We start from the raw sequence: 23,250 nt of genomic DNA, 5'->3' as shown, positions 1-23,250 counted from the left end.
GACTTTCGCCCCGCCTTGCCCTTACATCCATCCCCATGAAAGAACTATTGCGCAGTACCGATCCGACGATCCTGGCCTTTGCATCCGCTCTCCTTGAAGGCGAGGATATAGACTGCTTTCAGATGGACGTAAATATGAGCATCCTCGAAGGTGGGATCGGGATATTTCCCCGCCGACTGATGGTTCGCGCCGAAGACCTGACCCGTGCCGAACGTGTGATGCGCGACAATGAAATTCCGCTGGGCCGATGACCCGGTTTTCCGATAGTGAACTCAGCTGCAATGATTTCCTGGGGGGCAGGGTCCGGTTGCTGCAACCTCGGTCGGGTTATCGTGCCGGGGTCGACCCGGTATTGCTTGCCGCATCCGTTCCGGCCAGGGCAGGTCAGTCCGTGTTGGAACTGGGGTGCGGTGCAGGGGCTGCCATTCTTTGCTTGTCGTCACGACTGCCCGGTCTGCACCTGACAGGTATCGAGCTACAGCCCGCCTATGCGGAATTGGCCTGCAGAAATGCGGAAATCAACGGGATAGAGCTGGAAGTTGTCCAAGCAGACCTGACCGCTTTGCCCGAGGCGTTTCGGCAGCGCCAGTTCGATCACGTCATTGCGAATCCGCCCTATTATCGGGCAGGGGCGCATAGCCCTGCAAAGGATGCGGGACGAAGTGTGGCCCTGAGCGAAGACACCCAGTTGGCCGACTGGATTGCAGTGGCTGCAAAACGCCTTGCGCCAAAAGGGTACCTGCACATGATCCAGAAAGCCGATCGGCTGCCCGACATGCTGGCAGCGTGCCAGGGGGTGCTGGGATCGGTGGAGTTGTTGCCACTAAGCCCACGGACAGGGCGAGAGGCTGAGCTGATCATTCTGCGCGCCCGCAAAGGAGGGCGTGCGGCATTTCGCCTCCACCCACCTTTGATTGTGCACGCGGGTGAACGTCACGAAGAAGACGGCGAAAGCTATACGGATGCAGTTTCGGCCGTGCTCCGGAAGGCCGCTGCCCTGCCCGGGTTCTGACGGCGACCGGCAATGTCCAGCCGATTTTGTCGGATTTGTTTTAGATTCTGTGCGTCTGCAGCGTGACAGGGTGGAAACGATGTGATCAACTTCTTACGTGACATTCAGACACGTATAAAAGGAGGATCGCAATGAGCGTGAGCGCACATCTGACGGAACTGAAGAAAAAGCACGAATCTCTCGGTCTAGAAGTAGAACAAGCCCAACGCTCGCCAGGCATCGATGATCTCCACATCGCCCAGCTGAAGAAACAGAAGCTCAAGCTGAAGGAAGAGATCGAGCGACTGTCTGCTTAAGATTTCAAACTGGATCGGGCCGCGATCAAGGCCCCACCGGTAATCAGAAAGGCCGCGATCGCCAGCCCCCAGGATGGGGCAGCGATCCCGGCCATCACCAAAGCAAGTGTCGACAATAACGGGGCCGCGTAAGATGAGGTTCCGAGCATTTGAATATCGCCCTGCTTTACCCCGATATCCCAGATATAAAAGGCCAGTCCAACGGGCCCGAGGCCAAGTGCCAGTACAGAAACCCACCCCAGTGTCGTGTTAGGCAGCACGGTGTCTTCTATAGCCAGATGCAGCAGACCCGAAGCCAACGCAGCCATCAGACAAAAGACCGCAACCGAACTGGTCGGTGTACCCCCCAATTTGCGCGACAGAACCGAATAGCCTGACCATGTCAGGGCGCAAAGCAAGGCCAATGCATACCCGGGCAGATGTTGCGCCTGAAAACCGGCGCTCCCGCCTCCGGTGATGATCAAAGCAGCCCCAGCAAAGCCAAGGCATGCCCCAATCAGATGACCCGCGCGAAGCCGTTCGCCCGGCAGCAGGCCGGAAAACAGAACGATAAGAAGGGGCCAGAGATAGGCAATCAGTCCGGCCTCGGCCGCAGGGGCCATACGCAGGGCCGAAAAATACAATGCGTGGTACCCGAACAGACCCAATGAACCGAACAGATAGGTCGTCCAGGGGACCTGTTTCAACCCGCTAAACCCACCGGTTGCACCTGTCCAGATCAACCCAAGCGCCCCACCAATCGAAAAGCAAATCGTGTTCAACAGCAAAGGTGGTGTAGGTGCAGAGCCGACGGTCAAAAGTGCCAGCAAAGCCCATAATAGGACGGCCCCAAAGCCGACGGCTGTTGCGCGCGTTTTGGTCATGAACCGGAAACCTCTTCGATCGGAATGATGTCGAACTCATCCGAAATATGTGCGGTCTTTTCAATCTCGGTCAGGAACCAATCCCGAAAGGCTGCGATCTGAGGACGTTTCTCGGCCCCCGGAAGGCACAGGAACCGGAACCGGCCCTGTGTTTCCAGCGCGACCTTGAAGGGTGCGACCAGCCGACCTTCGGTCAAGTCCTTGAGGATCATGGCACGCCGTCCAAGGGCGACACCAACACCGGCGACAGCGGCGTCAATCGCGTGATCTGCGTTGGAAAAATGCGCACCATGGGTCGGGGTAAAATCCATTCCCACGGCGCGGAACCAAGCGGGCCAATCGCAGGGCGGGGTCAGAAAACTGATCGAATCGTCATGGATCAACGGTGCGTTGCGCAGGCTGTCTGGCGTGGTGAATTGTTCTGCCAGCTCCGGGGTCATGACCGGGGTCAGCCATTCCTTTCTGACAGGAACGGAATACAGCCCGTCATCGGCCGAGTTCCCGAACCGGATGGCGACGTCCACATCGTCCCGCTCCAGATCCATGTTGCGTAACGTGGCCGAGAATTTCAGGTCGATCTCGGGATGCGCACGGGCAAACTCGTAAAGGCGAGGCGCCAGCCACTTTGCAGTCAGTGCCGGACCTGCGGTGACGGTCAGTCCGGTGTCATTCTCCTTCCTGCGCACGGCGCGCCACGCGGTTTGCAAGGTGGCAAACCCTTCTGCCGCACCAGGAGCAAGGGCACGGCCCGCCTCGGTCAGCTCTACGGCGCGGTTCAGACGGCGAAACAGCGGACGTCCAAGGTGTTCTTCAAGCGACTTGATTTGAAAGGACAGGGCAGCTGGCGTCACATGCAGCTCTTCCGCCGCCTTCGAAAAAGACATGTGCCGGGCTGCGGCGTCAAAAGCACGCAATGCGGTAAGTGGGGGCAGATAGTCACTCATAGTGAAGAAAAACTTAACTGAAGTCCCAAGAAAGCTCGTTTGTCGCATTTGTTTTTATCCGCCATGTTCGCATCAGGTCAAATAAAACTGATTTGAAAAAGGAGACTGCCATGATCGAGATGACGACAAATCCCGCCGCCCAGATGGCGATCCTGCGTGCCCACCAAGAGCGCAGCAGGGTGATTTGGCAGTTTTGGGGATGGATATTCGGTTCCCGCTGATCGCAGCGCGCGCGTTCTTACGGGATCAGAAAGGGCCGGTCCAAAGTGACCGGCCCGTTTTTTTGTTCACAAGTCTGGATCAGACGAAGAATTGCGCACCGTTGGCCGAGATGGTCGAGCCGTTGATGAACTGAGATTCGTCCGAGGCCAGGAAGGTCACACAGCGTGCAATCTCTTCGGGCTCGCCCAGACGACCGGCGGGGATCTGGCCAATGATCGATTCGCGCACCTTTTCGGGCACCGCCATCACCATCTCGGTTGCGATATAACCGGGGCAGATCGCGTTGGCCGTGATGCCTGCCCGCGCGCCTTCCTGCGCCAGAGATTTCACGATGCCCAGATCGCCTGCCTTGGTCGCAGCATAATTCACCTGAGCGAACTGACCCTTCTGGCCGTTGATCGAGCTGATGACGATGACACGGCCAAATTTGCGCTCGCGCATGCCGGGCCAGACAGGGTGCACAGTGTTGAATACACCGGTCAGGTTGGTGTCGATCACGTCTTTCCACTGATCGGGTGTCATTTTGTGGAAAGGTGCATCACGGGTGATGCCTGCGTTGGCGACAACGATATCGATGGGGCCAACCTCGGCCTCAACCTTTTCGATACCTGCTTTGGATTCGTCATAATCGGCGACGTTCCACTTGTAGGTTTTAATGCCGGTTTCTTCGGTGAATTTCGCGGCGGCTTCGTCATTCCCTGCATAGGTGGCTGCAACGTTGTATCCTTCGGCTTTGAGCGCCTTGGAAATTGCTGCGCCAATGCCGCGGGAACCGCCGGTAACGAGTGCTGTACGTGCCATTTAGGACTCCTCCAATTTTAGTCGCCTTGGTAATGCTGTTACTTTGAGAGATGTTTGTGCGCAATATTGTTTCGTCGTTAAGGTGTTTATTTCGGATGGCAATATCGTCGCATCTAAGGGGTACGACCCCAGTGTAACAAAAAAGGGCGTCCCGTGGACGCCCTTATCTATTTCGTTATTGGCGCACTTAGTCGCGCTCCACACACAGGGCGACACCCATGCCGCCGCCGATGCACAGAGTGGCCAGACCTTTCTTTGCGTCGCGGCGCTTCATTTCGAACAGAAGCGTGTTCAGAACGCGGCAACCTGATGCACCGATCGGGTGGCCGATGGCAATTGCGCCACCGTTCACGTTCACAATCGACGGGTCCCAGCCCATGTCTTTGTTCACTGCGCAGGCTTGCGCAGCAAAGGCTTCGTTGGCTTCAACCAGGTCTAGATCGTCGACGGACCAACCCGCTTTTTCCAATGCCTTGCGCGAAGCGTAGATCGGGCCAACGCCCATGATCGACGGGTCCAGTCCAGCAGTTGCGTAGGACGCGATGCGCGCCAAAGGTTCGATTCCGCGCTTTTCTGCGTTTTGCGCCGACATCAGCAGGGTTGCGGCCGCGCCGTCGTTCAGGCCCGAAGCGTTTGCAGCTGTGACCGATCCGTCCTTGGTGAAGGCGGGGCGCAGCTTTGCCATGGCTTCCATTGTAGCGCCGTGGCGGATGTATTCGTCCTTGTCCATCACGATGTCGCCCTTGCGGGTCTTGATGGTGAAGGGCACGATTTCGTCGACAAATTTGCCAGCTTTTTGCGCCGCCTCGGCCTTGTTCTGCGAGGCGACAGCGAATTCATCCTGCATGTCGCGGCTGATCTGCCATTTTTCGGCAACATTTTCCGCCGTTTGGCCCATGTGATAGCCGTTGAAGGCATCCCACAGACCATCGCGGATCATGGTGTCGATATATTTCATATCACCCATCTTGTGACCGGCGCGCAGGGCAGCTGCGTGGGGCGACAGGGTCATGTTCTCTTGGCCACCAGCGGCGACGATGTCGGCATCGCCGAGTTGGATGTGCTGAGCGCCCAATGCGACCGCACGCAGGCCCGAGCCGCAAACCTGGTTGATTCCCCAGGCGGCACTTTCCTGCGGCAAACCGGCGTTGATATGCGCCTGCCGAGCCGGGTTTTGGCCCTGAGCCGCTGTCAGCACCTGACCCAAGATGGTTTCGCTGACTTCGCCTTTTTCAATCCCGGCGCGCTCAACAACTGCTTCCAGGACGGTCGCGCCCAGATCATGTGCGGGGGTGTTCGCAAACGAACCACTAAAGCTGCCAACACCTGTTCGTGCGGCGGATGCGATTACTACGTTGGTCATATGATCAGTCCTTTACCGTCATTGTCTGGCGGAATGTCTGACGGCGCAGGCCGAGAGTTTCCCTCTCGAAACAAGAGCGCCCCGTTATCCCCCGCTCAAGTACTTCTGCAATAGCGTAATGCTGCAGTTGCAGCAACGGGCAGCTTGTCTCAGCATGGGAACTGGCGGAAAAATGTCGATCAACCACAGATCAAATTGCTGTTTTTGAACTTCTTTCCTGCTTCCACGGGGGCGAAACACTGGGCGCACCAAACAAAAAGCCCTGCATGCAATCCACGCCACTCGAACGCAAAAATGCTGCATCCTTGTGAGTTTCGACCGATTCGGCAGTGACCAGGATTTCAAACTCACGCGCCACGGCAATCAGGGCCCGCACCAAAGCCTGGTTGTCGGGGCTGTCGCTGATGCCCCGGATAAACTGTCCATCGATCTTGGCGGCGTCGAACAGAAATTCGCGAAAGTGGCGGAAACTGAAGTTGCTGGCACCAAAGTCGTCTAGCGCAAAGGCGATGCCGCGATCCTGAAGGCGGTCCATGAAGTCGACCACCAATTCCGGCACCTGCATGGCAGAGCTTTCGGAGATTTCGAGGATCAGCCGTTCGCCCAGCTGCGGGTCCCGTTTCAGAAACCGGTCCAGTATTCCGGACCAGTTGGAATAACCGATCGAGCGGGCGGACATATTGATCGACAGGCGGATCTGGGGGTTCTTCACTAACGTGCGCAGACCAAGTTCCAATGCGACGCAGTCGAGATCACGTCCGATCGGGGTGTTTTCAACCTGAGGCATGAATTCGCGCGCCGGGATAACGCGCCCTGTTTCATCCAGCACGCGAATGAACCCTTCGTAGAACGCGATGCCATGCGGCGTGTGTGCCTGGACAACCGGCTGAAAGGCCAACCGACATTGCTTGTGCTTCACAGCATCGGTTGCCATCTGCACTACCGAACGATCCCGCGTTGAAACTGCTGCATTCAAAGGGGTGTCCAATCCTTCGGGAAGATTGGCGAGCTTTTTGTTTCCCATAGGCGCAGATTCCCGTGTGTCCGGAACAGGTGTTTTGACACAGTTTCGGGGCAAACAGATGAATCTGCGGTTAAAGCGTCAGAAGAAGTTGCTAATCGTGGTTTCAGCGCGCGGAATGTCCGGCACGGACAAGAGATGCCGCGGCTCCAAGAAGGGCTCCTGTCGCACCCAGAATCATCAGGGCAAAACCCAATGCGACCAGTGCACCAACAAAGCTGCCAAGCGCAGCAAGCATGGCCAGCAACAGGCCAAACAACCCGACGAAGGTTGAAATGGTTGCCAAACGTTTCATGCCGCCCCTCGCTCAGTTATGCGCCACATTCAATCACCGATATGGCGTGCAAAGACCGGAGTTCAAGTCTGGGCGGGGCCTGCTGGCTGTGTCAGGCCTGTTCTGCCTGTCCTTTGGGCAGGATCTTGTCGACCTGCTCAAAACCGGGCGTTCCCCGGTCCTCGGGATGGCGAGCCAGGTGCTTGGCTTTTATCTGCTCCGAGTTGTCGCGGCTGCCGTCGTGGCTGTACCCAGGAGGTGCGAAACAATAGGCCAAACGTTGCCGCAGTGTCAGGCCGGGCTGCGTGGCGTCGTGCCAGATGCCGACCCATTCGTGAAACGCAACGCGCAAAGGGTTGAAGGTGCCGATATTGTGAACCAGCCCGTAATCGACCCGGTCGTTTTCCTGTTCAGGCACAAATGTCCCGAACATCTTGTCCCAGACAATGAAAACTCCGGCGTAATTGCAATCCAGATACCGTGCGTTCCGGCCGTGATGCGCGCGATGATGGCTGGGGGTATTCATGACCGCCTCAAACCATCGGGGCATTTTGCCGATGGCCTCGGTGTGAATCCAGAACTGATAGATCAGGTTCAATCCGCCAACGAACAGAACCATGGCCGGATGGAAACCCAGCAGTATCAGCGGCGCGCGAACGACCATCATGAACGTAAAGGTATAGGTCCAAGTCTGCCGCAGAGCTGTGGTCAGATTGTAGTGCTGCGAGCTGTGGTGGTTGACATGGCTGGCCCAGACCCAGCGAATGCGATGCCCAAAACGGTGTACCCAGTAATAGCGAAGATCATCCAGGACAAAGCACAGAATGATAACGGGAATAGATGTACCCAGATCCAACGGTGTGATCTGCCACAGCCACATGAAAAACGCATAGGCGATAAAGCCCAGCAAAAAGCCCGACGCAATGTTTCCTGCCCCCATGATCAGCGAGGTCACAGCATCGCGTGTTTCATACCGCCCGCCTTTGCCCTTGACTGCGATCCACAGGAATTCCGCCAGTATGGCAGCGATAAAAAACGGGACGGCCCATTGCACCGCATCGGGAAAACTTACCTGGTCTGTCATGCGGGCCTCATCATGTGTTGCCAGTGCTGGCGTTCTGTCTGGTCAAGGTGAAGGGTCGCGCGCGGTGTGCTGAAGTCGTGAAACCGAACTTCGATGCCATTGGCGGTCTCGAACCAGTCGAAATCCTGAAGATGCCGCGCTACTGTATCGGCCCCAAAGGACCAGATCAGTCCGGCCCCGTTCTGGGTTCGCACCAGCGCCGCGTGGCCGTCATGGGCGATTGTCACGTCGATCACCGTGTCATCGGGAAAATGCCGCATCCATTGGCGTGGCGCCGTGTCCGGCGTCAGTATGTGCAACCGCGACTTGCCCGTCAGATGCAGCAACAGCGTAATCCCGGCTATGCCCCCAACGACCAGCACCAATAGAATTTCCAGCTGCATTCCATCCTCCTGAGCGCAGAGTGCAAAGGAGGATGGAAACTGTCAAAGGTGGCGTCGCGTCAGTTGTGTTCCAAAACCAAGGCTTTGACCGGAACCATTCGACAAGCGGGAATACTGGTCGGCGATCGTGTAGGTAACCGGATCTCCCTTGCCCTTCTTGCTTACATCCTTGGCAGTAGCAGCATCGGCGGCCATCTAGAAAACACCCGCCATCGCCGCAATTCCTGCAATTGGTTTCACCGAAATATCCTCCGGGTTGAATGCCCGGAGGATAGGATGATTCACTGATTTTAAAGCTATTTCATCAGCTTTCTGCGCCAACAAGCGTCGAGATAATCGCCTTGGCGCTGTCCGAATTCCATTCGGCGTCGCCGATCAAACGCGCGATTTCCTGACCTTCGGGATTCAGAATGACCGTGATGGGCAAAGCAATTACGCCAAATTCGCGCGCAGCGGCCGAGCTGAGGTCCTGATGACGCGGCAGGTTGGATATGCCATTTTCTTCAAAGAACTTCTTGATCCCAGCTGGCGAGTTGCGGCCTGTGGCAAGAGTCAGAACCTGGAACTTGTCACCCCCGAACTCGTCCTGCAATTCGGCGATCTGCGGCATCTCTTTGCGGCAGGGGGCGCACCAGGTGGCCCAGAAGTTCAGCAGCACATACTTGCCCTCGTAATCAGCCAACGTTCCAACACCGCCGTCATCTTCCAGCTGAAACTCGATCTCTTTTGCGGGTTTGGGTTCTTTGTGCAGGATAAGACGTTTCAGGCTGTCTTCCCGCAGAGGAGCCAGCGTTTCGGCATCGGTCGCAAAAGCGGCGTTTGCACCCAGCGCAAGGGCCATATAAAGGGGGATCAAACGAAATAGGCGCATATCAACTCCGGGTTTTCTTACATGACCGATCAATCCTCGAACCAGATGTGGGGCGGCCGCTTTGCCGCCGGTCCAGACGCGATCATGGAGGCGATCAACGCCTCGATCGGGTTCGATCAGCGGATGGCAGCCCAGGACATCGCAGGCTCGCGCGCCCATGCGGCCATGTTGGCTGCCACAGGCGTAATAAGTGATAGTGATGCGCAGGCCATTCGGGAAGGGCTGCTCACCGTTTTGTCAGAAATCCAGAGCGGCACGTTTCAGTTCTCAACAGCGTTGGAAGACATTCACATGAATGTCGAGGCGCGGTTGAAAGAGATCATTGGCGAGCCGGCAGGCCGTTTGCACACAGGGCGTTCGCGTAACGATCAGGTGGCGACGGATTTCAAACTGTGGGTCCGGGATCAGTTTGATGCGGCGGAGTCCGGTATTCTGGCCCTGATCCGCGCGCTTTTGGCGCAGGCCGAAGCAGGTGCCGACTGGGTCATGCCGGGCTTTACCCATCTGCAAACGGCGCAACCCGTAACTTGGGGCCATCATATGATGGCCTATGTCGAGATGTTTGGCCGCGACCTGTCCCGCGTCCGCGATGCGCGCGCGCGCATGAACGAATCCCCGCTGGGTGCTGCGGCGCTGGCCGGAACCTCGTTCCCCATCGACCGCCACATGACGGCACAGGCGCTGGGCTTTGACCGCCCCGCCGCCAACTCGCTGGATGCTGTCAGCGACCGCGATTTCGCGCTGGAGTTCCTGTCGACAGCCTCGATCTGCGCTGTGCACCTGTCGCGCTTTGCCGAGGAGCTGGTGATTTGGTCGTCGGCCCAGTTCCGTTTCGTGTCCCTTTCCGACCGGTTTTCCACCGGCTCGTCGATCATGCCGCAGAAAAAGAACCCGGATGCGGCGGAACTGATCCGCGCCAAGGTTGGGCGCATCTATGGGGCCAATACCGCGTTGATGATGGTGATGAAGGGCCTGCCGCTGGCCTATTCAAAGGACATGCAGGAAGACAAGGAACAGGTCTTTGATGCCGCCGACAACTGGATGCTGGCTCTGGCGGCGATGGAAGGTATGGTCAAGGACATGACCGCCAATCGCGACAGCCTTGCTGCCGCCGCCGGGTCGGGTTTTTCAACCGCGACGGATCTGGCCGACTGGCTGGTGCGGGTGCTGGGCCTGCCGTTCCGGGATGCGCATCACGTCACCGGATCGCTGGTGGCCATGGCCGAGGGCAAGGGGTGTGACCTGCCCGACCTGACTCTGGACGATATGCAATCGGTTCATGGTGAAATCTCGGATGACGTCTACTCTGTCCTTGGCGTCGACAATTCGGTAAACTCGCGCCAGTCCTACGGCGGCACCGCCCCCGATCAGGTGCGGACCCAGATCGAACGATGGAAGGCAATGGTATGACAACCGCGCTACGTGCGATCCTGATTTCGGTTTCCGGCCTGGTGCTGGCCGGGTGCGGGGCTGATGGCGAGCCTGAGCAACCAATTGCCCCTCAGCCCACGGTCAGTGCAACAATCGGGGTTGGATCAAGCGGCGCGTATGTTGGTGGGGGTGTCGGCCTAAGCCGGGGACCGTTGGGCATTTATCTTGGATTCTGATCTTTTTGAATGTTGCGCCCTTGGTCCCGACACCTCATGTTGGGTCCACGTATCAATCACCTGTCACGCAAAGAATTGGTACTGAAATGAGAATACTGGGACTGGTTTCTGCACTTGCGGTTTTGGCAGCTTGTGAGCCTTCGTCAGCGCGACGCCCGGAACCTGCAGCTGAACCAAAACAATCGGGCACCGGCATTTCAATCTCGGGCTATGGCCGCGTTGGTGTTTCAACACAAAATTAAACAAGGGCGTGGGGTTCGGAATCCATTGATCCGAAGTCCTCTTATGGTCTAAGCGCGCAGGCATGGATCACTTTTTGTACCGCGACGGCGCGCTTTTCGCCGAGGACGTCCCAGTCTCCGAAATCGCAGCCGCGGTCGGAACACCGTTCTACGTCTATTCCACGGCAACGTTGCTGCGGCATTTCAAACTGTTCGATGACGCGTTGGACGGCACCGATCATCTGGTCTGCTACGCGATGAAAGCGGCCAGCAATCAGGCGATCCTGAAGACACTGGCGCAAGCGGGCGCGGGGATGGACGTGGTCTCGGGCGGAGAATATCTTCGGGCGAAGGCGGCTGGTGTTCCCGGTGACAAGATCGTGTTCTCAGGCGTTGGGAAAACAGCGGACGAGATACGCATGGCGCTGAGCGGTGGCATTCGCCAGTTCAATGTCGAATCCGAGCCCGAAATGGAAGTGATCAACGCCATCGCGCTTGAGCTTGACGTGATTGCGCCGATCACCGTCAGGGTAAACCCGGATGTTGATGCCAGGACGCACGCCAAGATTGCCACGGGCAAGTCCGAGAACAAGTTTGGCATTCCGATTGCCCGTGCCTCGGAAGTTTACGCCCACGCCGCCAGCCTTCCGGGGTTGGAGGTGATCGGCATCGACGTTCATATTGGCTCGCAGCTGACCGAACTTGAACCGTATGAGCTGGCCTACACAAAGGTGGCCGAGCTGACCGAGCGTCTCCGCTCTGAAGGTCACAACATTCGGCGTCTCGATCTGGGTGGCGGTCTGGGCATTCCTTACACCCGGTCGAACAACGCACCCCCCTTGCCGATTGAATATGGTGCGCTGGTCAAGAAAACACTGGGCCATCTGGGCTGTGAGATCGAAATAGAACCGGGCCGCCTGATCGCGGGCAACGCCGGGATTATGGTCAGCAAGGTCATCTATGTGAAATCAGGCGAAGGTCGCGACTTTTTGATCCTTGATGGGGCGATGAACGACCTGATCCGCCCCGCAATGTACGAAGCTTACCACGATATCGTTGCAGTGCAGGAGCCTGTCGTCGGTGTGGAACAGCGCCCTTATGACATTGTCGGTCCGGTCTGCGAATCCGGGGATACCTTTGCCAAGCAGCGCAATATGCCGCCGTTGAGATCGAGTGATCTTGTCGCATTTCGCAGCGCGGGTGCGTACGGTGCGGTGATGTCCAGCGAATACAATACCCGCCCGTTGATCCCCGAAGTTCTGGTGAATGGTGATCAATTTGCAGTCATTCGTGAACGGCCAAGCTTTGACGAAATCATAAACCGCGATACCATACCATCGTGGCTTTGACGCGATAACCGCGCGGGCCCACCTCGGAGGCCCGTCTTGACCAACAGAACGAACCTGCCCATTCCGCGCCTGTCCCTGTGGCTAACCCATCTCGGCATGGTGGCTGAACAGGTGCTGCGCGCGTTCTGGCCTGCGTTCTCGATTGTTCTGGCTTTGCTCGCCGCTCTGATTCTGGGGTTGCAGGATCATCTGCCCGTTGAAATCGTCTGGGGTGCTGGTGCGCTGTCGTTGATTTCTTTTGGTGTGGCATCCGTCCGGGGTGTCACGAAATTCAAACTGCCATCCCGCGCTGATGCGCTGGCGCGGCTGGATGAGGCTCTGCCTGGCCGGCCGATTCAGGCTTTGCTGGATGAGCAGGCAATCGGTGCCAATGATGGGGACTCGGTTGCTTTGTGGCAGGCGCACAAGGAACGCATGGCACAGCGTGCGGCCACTGCTGAGGCCGTGAAACCTGATCTTCGGCTTGCGTCGCGCGACCCGTATGCGCTGCGGTATGCCGCTCTGCTGGCATTTGTTGTGGCGCTGATCTTTGGTTCATTGTGGCGCGTAGGTTCAGTGGCGGACATGGCCCCGGGCACAGCCGTCGCTGGACAGGGCCCAACTTGGGAAGGATGGGTGGAACCCCCCAGATACACAGGTTTACCGACCTTATATCTTGCTGATCAGACGGGCGCGCTTTCTGTTCCCAAGGGCAGTCGCATCACCTTGCGACTTTATGGTGAAGTTGGCGCACACAGTCTGTCCGAGAGCAGTTCTGCTAGCGGAACCGAGGCGGCAACAGACCCGGAACAGGAGTTTGTCGCCGAACGCTCGGGTCAGTTTCGCATCGATGGACCGGCGGGGCGGGAGTGGTCGGTGCAGGTCATTGATGACGTGGCTCCGAAGATCGAAGTTTCCGGTACCGCAGTGTCTGAAGCGGGCGGGCAGATGAAGCTGCCATTTTCCGCCAGCGACGATTACGGAGTGGTCTCGGGTCTGGCCCGGATCGAGCTGGATCTGGCGGCGATTGACCGTCGGTACGGACTGGCGGCCGAGCCAGAGCCGCGCGAGGTGATCGAAATCGAGTTACCTATGCCGATCACCGGTGACAGGGCGGACTTTACCGAAGACCTGATCGAGGATTTCTCGCAGCATCCGTGGGCGCATCTGCCGGTCAGAATAACCTTGATGGCGACGGATGCAGCGGATCAGCAAACGTCTTCGGATCCCTATGCGACAGCATTGCCAGCACGGCGCTTCTTTGATCCGCTGGCGGCAGCCGTGATTGAACAGAGGCGCGATCTGCTTTGGTCGCGATCAAATGCACCTCGTGTCTCGCAGGTCCTGAGGGCTGTGTCGCACCGCCCCGAGGATTTGTTTCGCTCTGACACAGCCTATCTGCGCCTGCGGGTTGTGCTGCGGCGATTGGAAACGTTTCACCGATACGGGTTGAAGCCCAAACAACAGGAAGAGATTGCGCAGGCCCTGTGGGACCTTGCCGTGCTGATCGAGGACGGGACGCTGGCGGATGCATTGGAACGGATGCGCCGCGCGCAGGAACGTCTGACCGAAGCGATGAAGAACGGGGCCAGCGATGAAGAAATAGCCGAACTGATGCAGGAGTTGCGCGAGGCGACGCAAGATTACCTTCAGCAACTACAACGCCTTGCACAGCAAGATGGCGAAGACGGCGAGCGTCAGCCCGGCCAGAATGGTGAATCTTTGCAAATGACGCAGGATGACCTGCAGCGCATGATGGACCGCATTCAGGAACTGATGGAACAAGGCCGCATGGCCGAAGCCCAGCAGGCGTTGGAAGAATTCCAGAAGATGATGGAGAACATGCGTGTAACTCAGGGTCAGGGCCAAGGGCAGCAATCCGAAGGCCAGCAGGCCATGGAAGGTCTCGCCGAAACCCTGCGCGAACAGCAGGGCCTTAGCGATCAGGCCTTTCGTGATTTGCAGGAACAGTTCAACCCAGGCGCGCAATCAGGTGAAAGCCAAGGGAACGAAGGCCGCAACGGCGGGCAAGGTCGGGGGCAAAGCCACGAAGGTCAGGGCGGTCAGGGCGAAGGCTCGGATCAGGCTGGCGAAGGCCAGCAGGGTCAAGGCTCACTTGCGGATCGGCAGCAAGCGCTGAGAAATGAACTGAGCCGCCAGCAACAGGGATTGCCCGGTGCCGGCACGCCCGAAGGTGACGCCGCGCGCGAGGCGTTGGATCGGGCCGGGCGCGCCATGGACGAGGCCGAGCAAGCCCTGCGTGGCGATGATCTCGCCGAAGCTATCGACCGCCAGTCCGAAGCGATGGAAGCTCTGCGCGAAGGGATGCGGTCGCTGGGTGAAGCCATGGCGCAGGAACAGCAGAACCAACCGGGGCAGGGAACGCAGGACGGCGATATGCAGGCCAACAACCGCGATCCGCTGGGCCGAAACCCAGGCGCTGCCGGTTCGATTTCAACCGATGAAAACCTGTTGCAGGGCGAAGACGTCTATCGCCGTGCGCGCGAGTTGCTGGATGAAATCCGCCGCCGGACCGGTGAAACAGACCGTCCCCAGATCGAGCTGGAATACCTCAAGCGGTTGCTGGAACGGTTCTAACCCTCAGTTCTGCGCACCGGATCCTGCCTGAGTTTCGAGCCAGATTCGCGCCTGATCCACCAGCGACACATATGAGCTGAGCAGCGGATCGGCCTGCGGTACAGCCTCGCTGATCTGGCGGGCATTCCCGTAGATCAGGTACAGGACCACGCCGATGATCAGCATCAGCGCAAAACCGCGCAAGAACCCACCGGACTTGCCGGGCGCTTGCGCCTCATCTTCCGCCGGGTCGGAGCGCATGCTCGAGTTGATGGCATCGACATCCGGCAGTGCATCCTTTTGCCCGGCATCTACAGCGGTTTCCGAAGTTGCAGGGCGTTTGGGCCTGACCTTTGGCTCTGGCGGGGCTTCCAGGCCCAGATCGGGCTGGCTTTCCAGACCACCGCCTTCCTGCGCGCGCAACTCCGCTTCTCGTGCGGCTTCTTCTTTCAGGATGCTGGCAACTGATGGGGCGACATTTCCTGTGGATGCCGCAGGTTTTTCAACCTCTGGCGCTGTTTTTTCTGCGGGCTCGGCGTCCTTCTGGGCCTCGACCTCGGTGTCCGATGTATCTACCTCAACAGGCTTGTCCTCGGGCGCGTTCGGTTCATCCGTCTGCTCGGATGGATGCTTGGCCTGAAACCAGGTCTGATCGCAGTTCGAACACTGCACGTCGCGGCCTTCCTCGGGGATGACCTCGTCAGGAACTTCGTACTGCGCAGTGCAATTCGGACATGTAAGACGCATACTGCCTCCTCGGCCGGATGAAGGGCCGATAATAGTTTTTTCAGGGATGATATTCCGTTAAGACCCAACAGCAAAGGGCGTTTTCGGTTTCATGGGCCAAGTGTCACCAATTGGACTCGGTAGAGCCATTGAAACCGTCGCCCTGCTCGGGCAAGAAGAGCGGCAAAATATTGGGGGCACGTGTGATCGAGCTGGAAAATGTCAGCTATACCTACGGTGGCGGCGAGTTGCTGAGCGATGTCTCGGTTCAACTACAGCCGGGGTCGTTCCACTTTCTGACCGGTCCGTCAGGAGCGGGAAAGACGACATTGCTCAAGCTGTGTTACGGGGCACTGTTACCAACCTCTGGACGTCTTAGCGTATTTGATCAGGATATCTCGGCCCTTGATCGGGATCAGCTGGCCGTGCTCCGCCGACGCGTCGGCGTTGTTCATCAGGATTGCCAGTTCCTTGACCATATGACGCTTGCCGAGAATGTCGCCTTGCCACTGATGGTCTCGGGGCGCGGGGAATCCTCCGGGCAAGATAATTTGACCGAACTGCTCAGCTGGGTGGGGCTTGGTGCACGTCTCGAAGCACGGCCACCGGAATTATCCGGCGGTGAACGTCAACGGGCGGCTCTGGCGCGCGCTGTCATCCTGTCGCCTGATGTCATATTGGCGGATGAACCCACGGGCAATGTAGATTGGGAGATGTCGCAACGTTTGTTGCGCCTGCTGGTTGAGCTGAACCGTATGGGAAAGACCGTTCTGATTGCCACCCATGACCTGAGCCTGATCCGCGCTGCAAAAAGCCATGTTCAGGCACGTGTTTTGCGGATTTCGCAGCGAAAGCTGCATCTGGCGGGGGCAGATCTGTGACTGGGGCTGATATCCAAAACCTGCTGCGCGGCGATACCCGTGCTGACCGCGTTGTTCCACCAACCGGCTACACCGCGCATCTGACGCTGTTTGTCGCTGGTGCTATGGCATTTCTTGCTGTTTTTGCTTTGGCTTTGTCCCTCGCCTCTGGCCGCATCGCGGATCGGTGGGCCTCGGAACTGGCGGGCGCTGCAACCTTGCGCATCAACGCACCGGCCGAGCAGCTTGCTGCCCAGACAGAAGCGGCATTGACCGTCCTCAGCCAGACACCAGGTGTCGCCTCCGCCCGTGCGCTTAGCACAGAAGAACAGGCCGCATTGCTGGCACCTTGGTTCGGACCGGACCTGCCGTTGGATACTTTGCCAATCCCGCAGCTGATTGAGATCATCGAGGGCGAACCGGGGCTGGATGCACTCGGGCTGCGATTGCGATTGGGGGCCGAGGTACCCGGCGCGGTTCTGGATGATCACACGCGATGGCGCAAACCGCTGGTCGATGCAGCGATGTCGCTGCGTCGTTTGGGGTGGATATCTATCCTGCTGATCGGTGGCGCGACCGCTGCGATGATTACTCTTGCGGCCAACGCATCGCTTGCGGCCAATGCGCAGATTATCGAGGTCCTGCGATTGGTTGGCGCGCAGGATGGTTTCATCGCCGGTGCTTTTGTACGGCGGTTTACCTATCGCGCGTTTTTCGGCGCTTCGGTTGGGACTCTGCTGGGAATGACAGGTGTCTTGCTTTTGCCCGAAGCTTCGGACGCGGGCGGGTTTCTGACCGGAGTTGGATTTCAGGGCAAAGACTGGGTGTTGCCGGTTCTTATTCCCGTCCTTGGGGCAGCCGTTGCCTTTGTTGCCACATGGGCCGCGGCCCGACGCAAGTTGAAGGAGCTTTCCTGATGTTGACGGCAATTCAGTGGGTTCGTTCCCTCATCTTCATGATTGTGATCTATGCCTGGATGCTGATCCTTGGCATCGCGTTTCTACCTTATGCGCTGTTTTCCAAAAACGGTGCCCTGAAAGCGTGTAAAACCTACGCCAGAAGCACCATGTGGCTGGCCCGGTGGATGGTTGGTATCCGCTGCGAGGTGCGGGGCAATGCCCCAACGAATGAAGTGGTCATCGGGGCTAAACATCAGTCGTTCCTTGATATCATCATGATTTTTGATGCCATTCCGCACGGCAAATTTATCATGAAGCGCGAGCTGTTGTTTACACCCGTCATTGGCATGTATGCACGACGCCTTGGTTGTATCCCGGTCAATCGCGGCAAGCGCGGTGCGGCTGTGGCAAAAATGGTCAAGGACGTCTCAAAAGAGTTTTCCGAACCCGGTCAGCTGGTGATCTATCCGCAGGGCACGCGTGTGGCACCGGGAGTAAAGAAACCCTACAAGGTTGGTACAGCGGTCCTGTATGAAGGCCTTGGTTTTCCATGCGTTCCGGTTGCGACGAATGCTGGCGTGTTCTGGCCCCGCACAGGCGTGATGCGTAAACCCGGCCTTGCCATTGTAGATTTTCTGGAGCCGATCAAACCAGGTGTTGCCCGCGATGAGTTCCTCGCGCGGTTGGAGGAAGTGATCGAAACACGTTCGAACGAATTGATGCGCGAAGTGGGGTTTGATCCTGATGGAATTCATTGAAAAAGTAGAAGATATCGAGGCATTGTACGGAACGCCGGGTGCTGCTTCTTTGCGGAAGGTCGTTCGACACTTAACTCCGCTCTATCGCAAGTGGATTGAAGCGGCGCGCCTTTGTGTTCTCAGTACGGTTGGTCCCGAGGGGGTGGATGGAAGCCCCCGTGGGGACGACAGTGCTGTTGTGCGCGAATTGAACACAAAAACACTGGCGTTGCCTGACTGGCGGGGAAACAACCGCCTGGACAGCTTGCGCAACATCGTTCGAGATCCGCGCGTTTCGCTGATGTTCTTTGTGCCGGGCTCTGACAATGTCGTTCGGGTGAACGGAACGGCCCGATTGACCGCAGACGCGGCATTGCGCAACCAGTTCAAAAAGGCTGGCAAGGTTCCGGCGACGGTTATCGTTGTGCAGATTGACGAGATTTACAGCCAGTGCGCGCGTGCACTGATGCGCGCCCGCACTTGGACTTGTGGCGACGAAAGCAAGGACCTTCCGACGATTGGGCAGCTTTTGTCCGAGGCGTCAGAAGGTGAAGAGGGCGGCGCGCAGTATGACAAAGACTGGGCTGCACGCGCCGCCAAAACAATGTGGTAGGTAACAGACAGTTGTTCAGTCAAGCTGCGGCGGCTCCGATTCTGGACACTTTTTTGATCCAGCGCTCGACGCTGCCCGGTTTGGGATAGCTTGCGCCGGCAAAATAAGTGAACCGCGTTGGTTTGAAGCCAACAAACCCGAGGATCTGGCCCCGAACCTGTCGAATAAGCGCTTGCCTGTACATCAGGCGCATGAACCAGCCCGGCGTGTCAGAGGTCAGGATAACGCGCGCGGTGCGTCCAGTCAGCATCGGGGCTGGCAGGCCAGCCATCGTGGTGTTGCGGGTGTCGAATGTCCGTCCCGGTATGAACATCCGGTCAATCAATCCCTTGAGTTTTGCAGGCAGCCCGCCCCACCACATAGGTGTGGTCAGGACCAAATGATCGCTCCATTCGAAGTCCTGCAACACGTGTTCCAGAACCGGCTCAAGCGGCTTGAAGTCGTGATAGTTGCCCTGACCGAAATCAAAATCGAACTGTAGGTCGCTCAGATGGACTATCCGGACGTCATGTCCGTTTTTGCGAGCTGCCTCGCCATAGGTTTCTGCGAATGTGCGTGACAAGCTGCTTTCTGCAGGATGTCCATCGAGGATGAGTATTTTCTTGGGGTGCATTGGGGTTCTCCTGAAAATGACCGTGGTCAGTTTATAGAATCAATAAATGACCGCGGTCAATATAAAATTTGACCACGGTCAAAAACTGTGCGATTGAGCGTTATGCAAAAACCGATCCAGAAACGTACGATCAAGACCCGCGCCAAGCTTCTCTCAGCTGCGGAAGAGGTTATCCGACACGGCGGATATGAAGCCTTGCGGGTGGAAGAAGTTGTAAAGGTCGCGGGAGTTGCCAAGGGGACCTTCTTCGCGCATTTCCGCGACAAGGACGCACTGATGGAAATCCTGATCGCGGACAAGCTGAATGCCTGTCTGGATCAGGCCCAATCCGAAACTCCACCCAAAACGGTACCAGAGATCATCGCATCGCTGGAACCGGTCCACGAATTCATGACATCCGAACGGTACGTGTTCGATTTGTTGATCAGATACTCGGGGGCAACGGCCATCGCAGATATTGGGCCGATTGCCTATTGTTTTGAACGATATTTTCGGGTCGTGATGATGTGGCTTGAAACCGCAGAGATGCGCAAGGATGTACCGTCCGAGTTGTTGGCAGAAGGCGTGCAGGCCTTTGCCATTCAGGCCATGTCCTTACAGTATTGTGCGTTGCACTCAGCAACAACGTTCACAGACAGGCTGGAAACATATCTGGATGCGTGGTTGACCCCGGCAGGCTGATCGCCACCGGGGTCCGGGATGTTAGCTGTGGATCGGGCCGTCGCCGCAGGCCAGGGCAGCCTCGCGCACCGCTTCGGAATAGGTCGGATGTGCGTGGCAGGTGAGCGCCAGATCCTCGGCAGAAGCACCGAATTCCATTGCCACACAGACCTCATGGATCAGATCACCCGCGCCGGGGCCGATGATATGGGCACCCAGAATGCGATCGGTTTCCTTGTCGGCCAGAATCTTGACGAACCCGTCTGCCGCAAAATTCGCCTTGGCGCGGCCATTACCCATGAACATGAACTTGCCGACCTTATAGGCACGACCCTGTTCTTTGAGCGTCGCTTCGGTTTCACCGACATTGGCAACTTCGGGCCATGTATAGATCACGCCCGGAATCACGCCATAATTCACATGACCGTGCTTTCCTGCAACCTGCTCGGCGGCGGCCATGCCTTCGTCTTCGGCCTTGTGTGCCAGCATCGGGCCTTCGGTCACGTCGCCGATGGCGTAGATGCCCGGTACGTTGGTCTGCCAGTCCTTGCCCACCTTGATCTGGCCGCGCGGGGTCATCTCGACGCCCAAAGCGTCCAATCCCAGACCATCCGAATAGGGTTTCCGCCCGGTGGCCACCAGCACGGTATCGGCGTCGATCACATGTTCACTGTCGTCTTTGAGCAGCTTGTAGGTAACTTTGGCCTTGGTCTTGGTCGCTTCGGTTTTCTGCACCGCCGCGCCCATGACAAAGGTCAGGCCCTGTTTCTTGAGAATGCGCTGGAAGGTTTTTTGCACCTCGGGGTCCATGCCCGGCGTGATCTCCTTGAGGAACTCGATCACGGTAACTTCAGCGCCCAGGCGGCTGTATACCGATCCCAGTTCCAGCCCGATCACACCCGCGCCGATCACCACCATTTTCTTCGGGATCTTGCCCAGAGACAGAGCACCGGTTGAGGTCACAACCACCTTCTCATCCACTTCGACACCGGGCAGCGAGGACGGTTCGGAGCCTGACGCAATGATGATGTTCTTGGTTTCATGGATTTCATCGCCGACCTGAACTTTGCCGGCCGCAGGGATCGAGCCCCAGCCTTTCAGCCAGTCGATCTTGTTCTTCTTGAACAAAAACTCGATGCCCTTGGTGTTGCCCTCGATCACCTCATCTTTATAGGCCTGCATCTGTTTCCAATCGACCGAAGGCGCTTTGCCCTTCAGGCCCATCTTGGCAAAGTTATGCTCGGCCTCGTGCAGTTGGTGGCTGGCATGCAGCAGCGCCTTCGAGGGGATGCAGCCCACGTTAAGACAAGTGCCACCCAGTGTTTCGCGCCCTTCGACCACGGCGGTTTTCAAACCCAGTTGAGCGCAGCGGATCGCGCAGACGTAGCCGCCGGGTCCGGCGCCGATTACGATGACGTCATAATTTGCCATTACATTCTCCTAAATCGACCGGACGTTCCGGCGCTTCCCCGACCCGATTTGGTGGGCCGGAAATAGACTTTGTCAAACAGGTTCCAGCAGCTTGATCGAGATATGCGCGATACCGCCGCGTTCGTGATGCATCGCCAACTCCTCGGATCCGAAAAATGCCTTGGCCTTTTCCAGGTTGATCACCTCGAACATCGCGATCGCATGGTCTTTCTGATCGGGATCGCGCCAGACATGCAGGTCGCGGATACCCGCGGCCTTGCGCATTGGCATATCCTCGCGGAACACCTTCAGCCAGGCGTCGAAATCGGCCACATCGGCCTGCCAGAGTACATGTGTCGCCATGGTTACAGATCCATCAGCAGGCGGCGCGGGTCTTCCAGCGCCTCTTTCACACGAACCAGGAAGGTCACGGCACCTTTGCCGTCAACAATGCGGTGGTCATAGGACAGGGCCAGATACATCATCGGGCGGATCTTGATATCGCCATTGATGACCATCGGACGGTCCTGGATCTTGTGCATGCCCAGAATGCCCGACTGCGGGGGGTTCAGGATCGGCGAAGACATCAACGAGCCGTAAACACCACCGTTCGAGATCGTGAAGGTGCCACCCTGCATCTCAGCCATGCTCAACTTGCCGTCACGGGCGCGCTTGCCCTTTTCGGCGATGGCTTTTTCGATCGCGGCAAAGGACATGCTGTCGGCGTCGCGGATCACCGGAACCACCAGACCCTGCGGTGTACCGGCAGCAACGCCCATGTGAACGAAGTTCTTGTAAACGATGTCATTGCCATCGATCTCGGCATTCACCTCGGGCACTTCTTTCAGGGCATGGCAGCAGGCCTTGGTGAAGAAGGACATGAAGCCAAGACGCACGCCATGCTTCTTCTCGAACTGGTCTTTGTACTGATTGCGCAGGGCCATGACCTCGGTCATGTCCACTTCGTTGTAGGTGGTCAGGATCGCAGCGGTGTTTTGTGCGTCCTTAAGACGTTTGGCAATGGTTTGGCGCAAGCGGGTCATCCGCACGCGTTCTTCGCGGGCCTCGTCTTCGGCGGCCACCGGGGCGCGTGGGGCTTGCGCTGCAGGGGCGGGCGCAGGTGCCGGGGCCGAAACTGCTGCGACGGCTTTGGACACGTCTTCCTTCATGATGCGACCGTCGCGGCCTGTTCCGGTGACCTGATCAGCCGACAGTCCGGCTTCGGCCATTGCTTTCTGGGCGGACGGTGCGTTTGCGACGTCTTTTCCGGTGCTTGTTGCTGCGGGCGCCGCCGCTGCTGCCTGTGCCGGCGCGGCTGCTGCACCAGCGGCTGCTCCGGAGATGACAGCCAGCTTGGCAGCCGCATCCACGGTCGATCCTTCTGGAGCAACGATTTCCGCAAGAACACCCGAAGTCGGTGCGGGAACTTCAACCGAGACTTTATCGGTTTCCAATTCGCACAGCATCTCGTCCTGCGCGACGTTGTCGCCAACCTTCTTGAACCAGGTCGAAACGGTTGCCTCCGTCACAGACTCACCAAGTGTCGGAACCATCACGCCAACCGACCCACCTGATGCGGCAGGTACCGCTGCCGGGGCTGCGGCTGGCGCCGGGGCTGCGCCTTCGCCCGCCGCAATCGTTGCCAGCAAGGCATCAACACCGACGGTTTCGCCTTCGGCTGCCACGATTTCACCCATTACACCCGCTGCCGGCGAAGGAACCTCGACGGTGACCTTGTCTGTCTCCAGCTCACACAGCATCTCATCCATGGCGACCGCATCACCGGGCTTTTTGAACCAGGTTGCAACTGTGGCTTCGGTGACCGATTCGCCAAGCGTGGGAACACGAACTTCAATCGTCATCGC

The 23,250-nt window shown here is 58.0% G+C and carries 27 protein-coding genes; 12 read left to right on the top strand and 15 right to left on the bottom strand.

The genetic code is table 11. The features are described from left to right. Positions 1-35: 35 nt before the first annotated feature. From AC2FND_RS01585 to AC2FND_RS01575, 3 genes are all read left to right on the top strand, one after another. Positions 36-251, top strand: coding sequence for a putative signal transducing protein (locus tag AC2FND_RS01585; RefSeq protein ID WP_050604033.1), 216 nt, complete (start codon positions 36-38; stop codon positions 249-251). Further along, positions 248-1,012, top strand: a complete 765-nt coding sequence (locus tag AC2FND_RS01580; RefSeq protein ID WP_209506590.1) for a tRNA1(Val) (adenine(37)-N6)-methyltransferase — start codon at positions 248-250, stop codon at positions 1,010-1,012. The genes AC2FND_RS01585 and AC2FND_RS01580 overlap by 4 nt, the downstream gene beginning before the upstream one ends. Before the next feature lie 131 nt (positions 1,013-1,143). Further along, positions 1,144-1,308 (top strand): YdcH family protein, encoded by a 165-nt coding sequence (locus AC2FND_RS01575; protein WP_083445267.1) that lies wholly within the window; start codon positions 1,144-1,146, stop codon positions 1,306-1,308. Here AC2FND_RS01575 and yddG read toward each other — a convergent pair. The 10 genes from yddG to AC2FND_RS01525 form a co-directional block, all read right to left on the bottom strand. Then, positions 1,305-2,171, bottom strand: a complete 867-nt coding sequence (gene yddG, locus AC2FND_RS01570; protein WP_496767512.1) for an aromatic amino acid exporter YddG — start codon at positions 2,169-2,171, stop codon at positions 1,305-1,307. The two genes, AC2FND_RS01575 and yddG, sit on opposite strands and share 4 nt — an antisense overlap. After that, a complete protein-coding gene (locus AC2FND_RS01565) occupies positions 2,168-3,115 on the bottom strand; it encodes a transcriptional regulator GcvA (RefSeq protein ID WP_209506588.1) in 948 nt (315 codons plus the stop codon). Before AC2FND_RS01565 ends, yddG begins: the two co-directional genes overlap by 4 nt. Before the next feature lie 300 nt (positions 3,116-3,415). After that, on the bottom strand, positions 3,416-4,138 hold the full coding sequence (gene phbB / locus AC2FND_RS01560; protein ID WP_209506587.1) for an acetoacetyl-CoA reductase: 723 nt from the start codon (positions 4,136-4,138) through the stop codon (positions 3,416-3,418). A gap of 187 nt (positions 4,139-4,325) precedes the next feature. Continuing rightward, the gene (locus tag AC2FND_RS01555) at positions 4,326-5,501 is read right to left on the bottom strand and encodes an acetyl-CoA C-acetyltransferase (RefSeq protein ID WP_496767511.1); all 1,176 of its coding nucleotides are present in this window, start codon (positions 5,499-5,501) and stop codon (positions 4,326-4,328) included. Between the two features lie 190 nt (positions 5,502-5,691). Beyond that, entirely contained in the window at positions 5,692-6,525 is an 834-nt protein-coding gene (locus AC2FND_RS01550) for an EAL domain-containing protein (protein ID WP_496767510.1), read from the bottom strand. 103 nt (positions 6,526-6,628) lie between these two features. Then, entirely contained in the window at positions 6,629-6,817 is a 189-nt protein-coding gene (locus AC2FND_RS01545) for a hypothetical protein (RefSeq protein WP_209506581.1), read from the bottom strand. Between the two features lie 91 nt (positions 6,818-6,908). Beyond that, positions 6,909-7,880: a sterol desaturase family protein gene (locus AC2FND_RS01540; protein WP_496767508.1), complete on the bottom strand. Its 972-nt coding sequence runs from the start codon at positions 7,878-7,880 to the stop codon at positions 6,909-6,911. Next, the gene (locus AC2FND_RS01535) at positions 7,877-8,263 is read right to left on the bottom strand and encodes a hypothetical protein (protein WP_496767507.1); all 387 of its coding nucleotides are present in this window, start codon (positions 8,261-8,263) and stop codon (positions 7,877-7,879) included. Before AC2FND_RS01535 ends, AC2FND_RS01540 begins: the two co-directional genes overlap by 4 nt. A 42-nt stretch (positions 8,264-8,305) precedes the next feature. Beyond that, positions 8,306-8,458, bottom strand: coding sequence for a hypothetical protein (locus AC2FND_RS01530; protein ID WP_496767505.1), 153 nt, complete (start codon positions 8,456-8,458; stop codon positions 8,306-8,308). Between the two features lie 109 nt (positions 8,459-8,567). Further along, positions 8,568-9,134: a TlpA disulfide reductase family protein gene (locus tag AC2FND_RS01525; protein WP_209506573.1), complete on the bottom strand. Its 567-nt coding sequence runs from the start codon at positions 9,132-9,134 to the stop codon at positions 8,568-8,570. 21 nt (positions 9,135-9,155) lie between these two features. Between AC2FND_RS01525 and argH the strand changes: the two genes are divergently transcribed. The 4 genes from argH (at position 9,156) to AC2FND_RS01505 (ending at position 14,888) form a co-directional block, all read left to right on the top strand. Then, a complete protein-coding gene (gene argH / locus AC2FND_RS01520) occupies positions 9,156-10,544 on the top strand; it encodes an argininosuccinate lyase (RefSeq protein ID WP_496767504.1) in 1,389 nt (462 codons plus the stop codon). Continuing rightward, positions 10,541-10,741, top strand: coding sequence for an argininosuccinate lyase (locus tag AC2FND_RS01515; RefSeq protein WP_209598657.1), 201 nt, complete (start codon positions 10,541-10,543; stop codon positions 10,739-10,741). Before argH ends, AC2FND_RS01515 begins: the two co-directional genes overlap by 4 nt. Positions 10,742-11,045: 304 nt before the next feature. Next, entirely contained in the window at positions 11,046-12,311 is a 1,266-nt protein-coding gene (lysA, locus tag AC2FND_RS01510; RefSeq protein WP_496767503.1) for a diaminopimelate decarboxylase, read from the top strand. Positions 12,312-12,407: 96 nt separating this feature from the next. Next, positions 12,408-14,888: a TIGR02302 family protein gene (locus AC2FND_RS01505; protein ID WP_496767565.1), complete on the top strand. Its 2,481-nt coding sequence runs from the start codon at positions 12,408-12,410 to the stop codon at positions 14,886-14,888. Between the two features lie 3 nt (positions 14,889-14,891). Here the strand turns inward: AC2FND_RS01505 and AC2FND_RS01500 are convergent, their stop codons facing one another. Next, on the bottom strand, positions 14,892-15,614 hold the full coding sequence (locus AC2FND_RS01500; RefSeq protein ID WP_496767501.1) for a zinc-ribbon domain-containing protein: 723 nt from the start codon (positions 15,612-15,614) through the stop codon (positions 14,892-14,894). A 182-nt stretch (positions 15,615-15,796) separates the two neighbouring features. On the opposite strand from AC2FND_RS01500, the gene AC2FND_RS01495 reads away from it, so the two are divergent. Genes AC2FND_RS01495 through AC2FND_RS01480 form a run of 4 tightly spaced genes read left to right on the top strand, consistent with a single transcriptional unit; the run spans position 15,797 to position 18,702 of the window. Next, on the top strand, positions 15,797-16,474 hold the full coding sequence (locus AC2FND_RS01495; RefSeq protein ID WP_496767564.1) for a cell division ATP-binding protein FtsE: 678 nt from the start codon (positions 15,797-15,799) through the stop codon (positions 16,472-16,474). Then, positions 16,471-17,370 (top strand): cell division protein FtsX, encoded by a 900-nt coding sequence (locus AC2FND_RS01490; protein ID WP_496767499.1) that lies wholly within the window; start codon positions 16,471-16,473, stop codon positions 17,368-17,370. Before AC2FND_RS01495 ends, AC2FND_RS01490 begins: the two co-directional genes overlap by 4 nt. Next, positions 17,370-18,110 carry a lysophospholipid acyltransferase family protein gene (locus AC2FND_RS01485; RefSeq protein WP_496767497.1) on the top strand — a complete coding sequence of 247 codons (741 nt, stop codon included), beginning with the start codon at positions 17,370-17,372 and terminating at the stop codon, positions 18,108-18,110. Before AC2FND_RS01490 ends, AC2FND_RS01485 begins: the two co-directional genes overlap by 1 nt. Beyond that, entirely contained in the window at positions 18,097-18,702 is a 606-nt protein-coding gene (locus AC2FND_RS01480; RefSeq protein ID WP_496767495.1) for a pyridoxamine 5'-phosphate oxidase family protein, read from the top strand. Before AC2FND_RS01485 ends, AC2FND_RS01480 begins: the two co-directional genes overlap by 14 nt. Positions 18,703-18,721: 19 nt before the next feature. Here the strand turns inward: AC2FND_RS01480 and AC2FND_RS01475 are convergent, their stop codons facing one another. Continuing rightward, complete coding sequence (locus AC2FND_RS01475; RefSeq protein ID WP_209506555.1) at positions 18,722-19,315, bottom strand: NAD(P)H-dependent oxidoreductase; 594 nt, start codon at positions 19,313-19,315, stop codon at positions 18,722-18,724. 102 nt (positions 19,316-19,417) lie between these two features. Between AC2FND_RS01475 and AC2FND_RS01470 the strand changes: the two genes are divergently transcribed. Then, positions 19,418-19,996: a TetR/AcrR family transcriptional regulator gene (locus tag AC2FND_RS01470; protein WP_496767493.1), complete on the top strand. Its 579-nt coding sequence runs from the start codon at positions 19,418-19,420 to the stop codon at positions 19,994-19,996. Positions 19,997-20,017: 21 nt separating this feature from the next. Here AC2FND_RS01470 and lpdA read toward each other — a convergent pair whose 3' ends face one another. The 3 genes from lpdA to odhB all read right to left on the bottom strand — a co-directional run bounded on the left by lpdA (position 20,018) and on the right by odhB (position 23,247). Beyond that, complete coding sequence (gene lpdA, locus AC2FND_RS01465; protein ID WP_209506551.1) at positions 20,018-21,406, bottom strand: dihydrolipoyl dehydrogenase; 1,389 nt, start codon at positions 21,404-21,406, stop codon at positions 20,018-20,020. A gap of 72 nt (positions 21,407-21,478) precedes the next feature. Then, entirely contained in the window at positions 21,479-21,748 is a 270-nt protein-coding gene (locus AC2FND_RS01460) for a hypothetical protein (protein WP_209598650.1), read from the bottom strand. A gap of 2 nt (positions 21,749-21,750) precedes the next feature. Continuing rightward, positions 21,751-23,247 carry a 2-oxoglutarate dehydrogenase complex dihydrolipoyllysine-residue succinyltransferase gene (gene odhB, locus AC2FND_RS01455; RefSeq protein ID WP_496767490.1) on the bottom strand — a complete coding sequence of 499 codons (1,497 nt, stop codon included), beginning with the start codon at positions 23,245-23,247 and terminating at the stop codon, positions 21,751-21,753. Between the last annotated feature and the right edge of the window lie 3 nt (positions 23,248-23,250).

This window comes from Ruegeria sp. BHSB056 (genome assembly GCF_059613305.1).
This window is presented reverse-complemented; position numbering and strand designations above follow the sequence as displayed.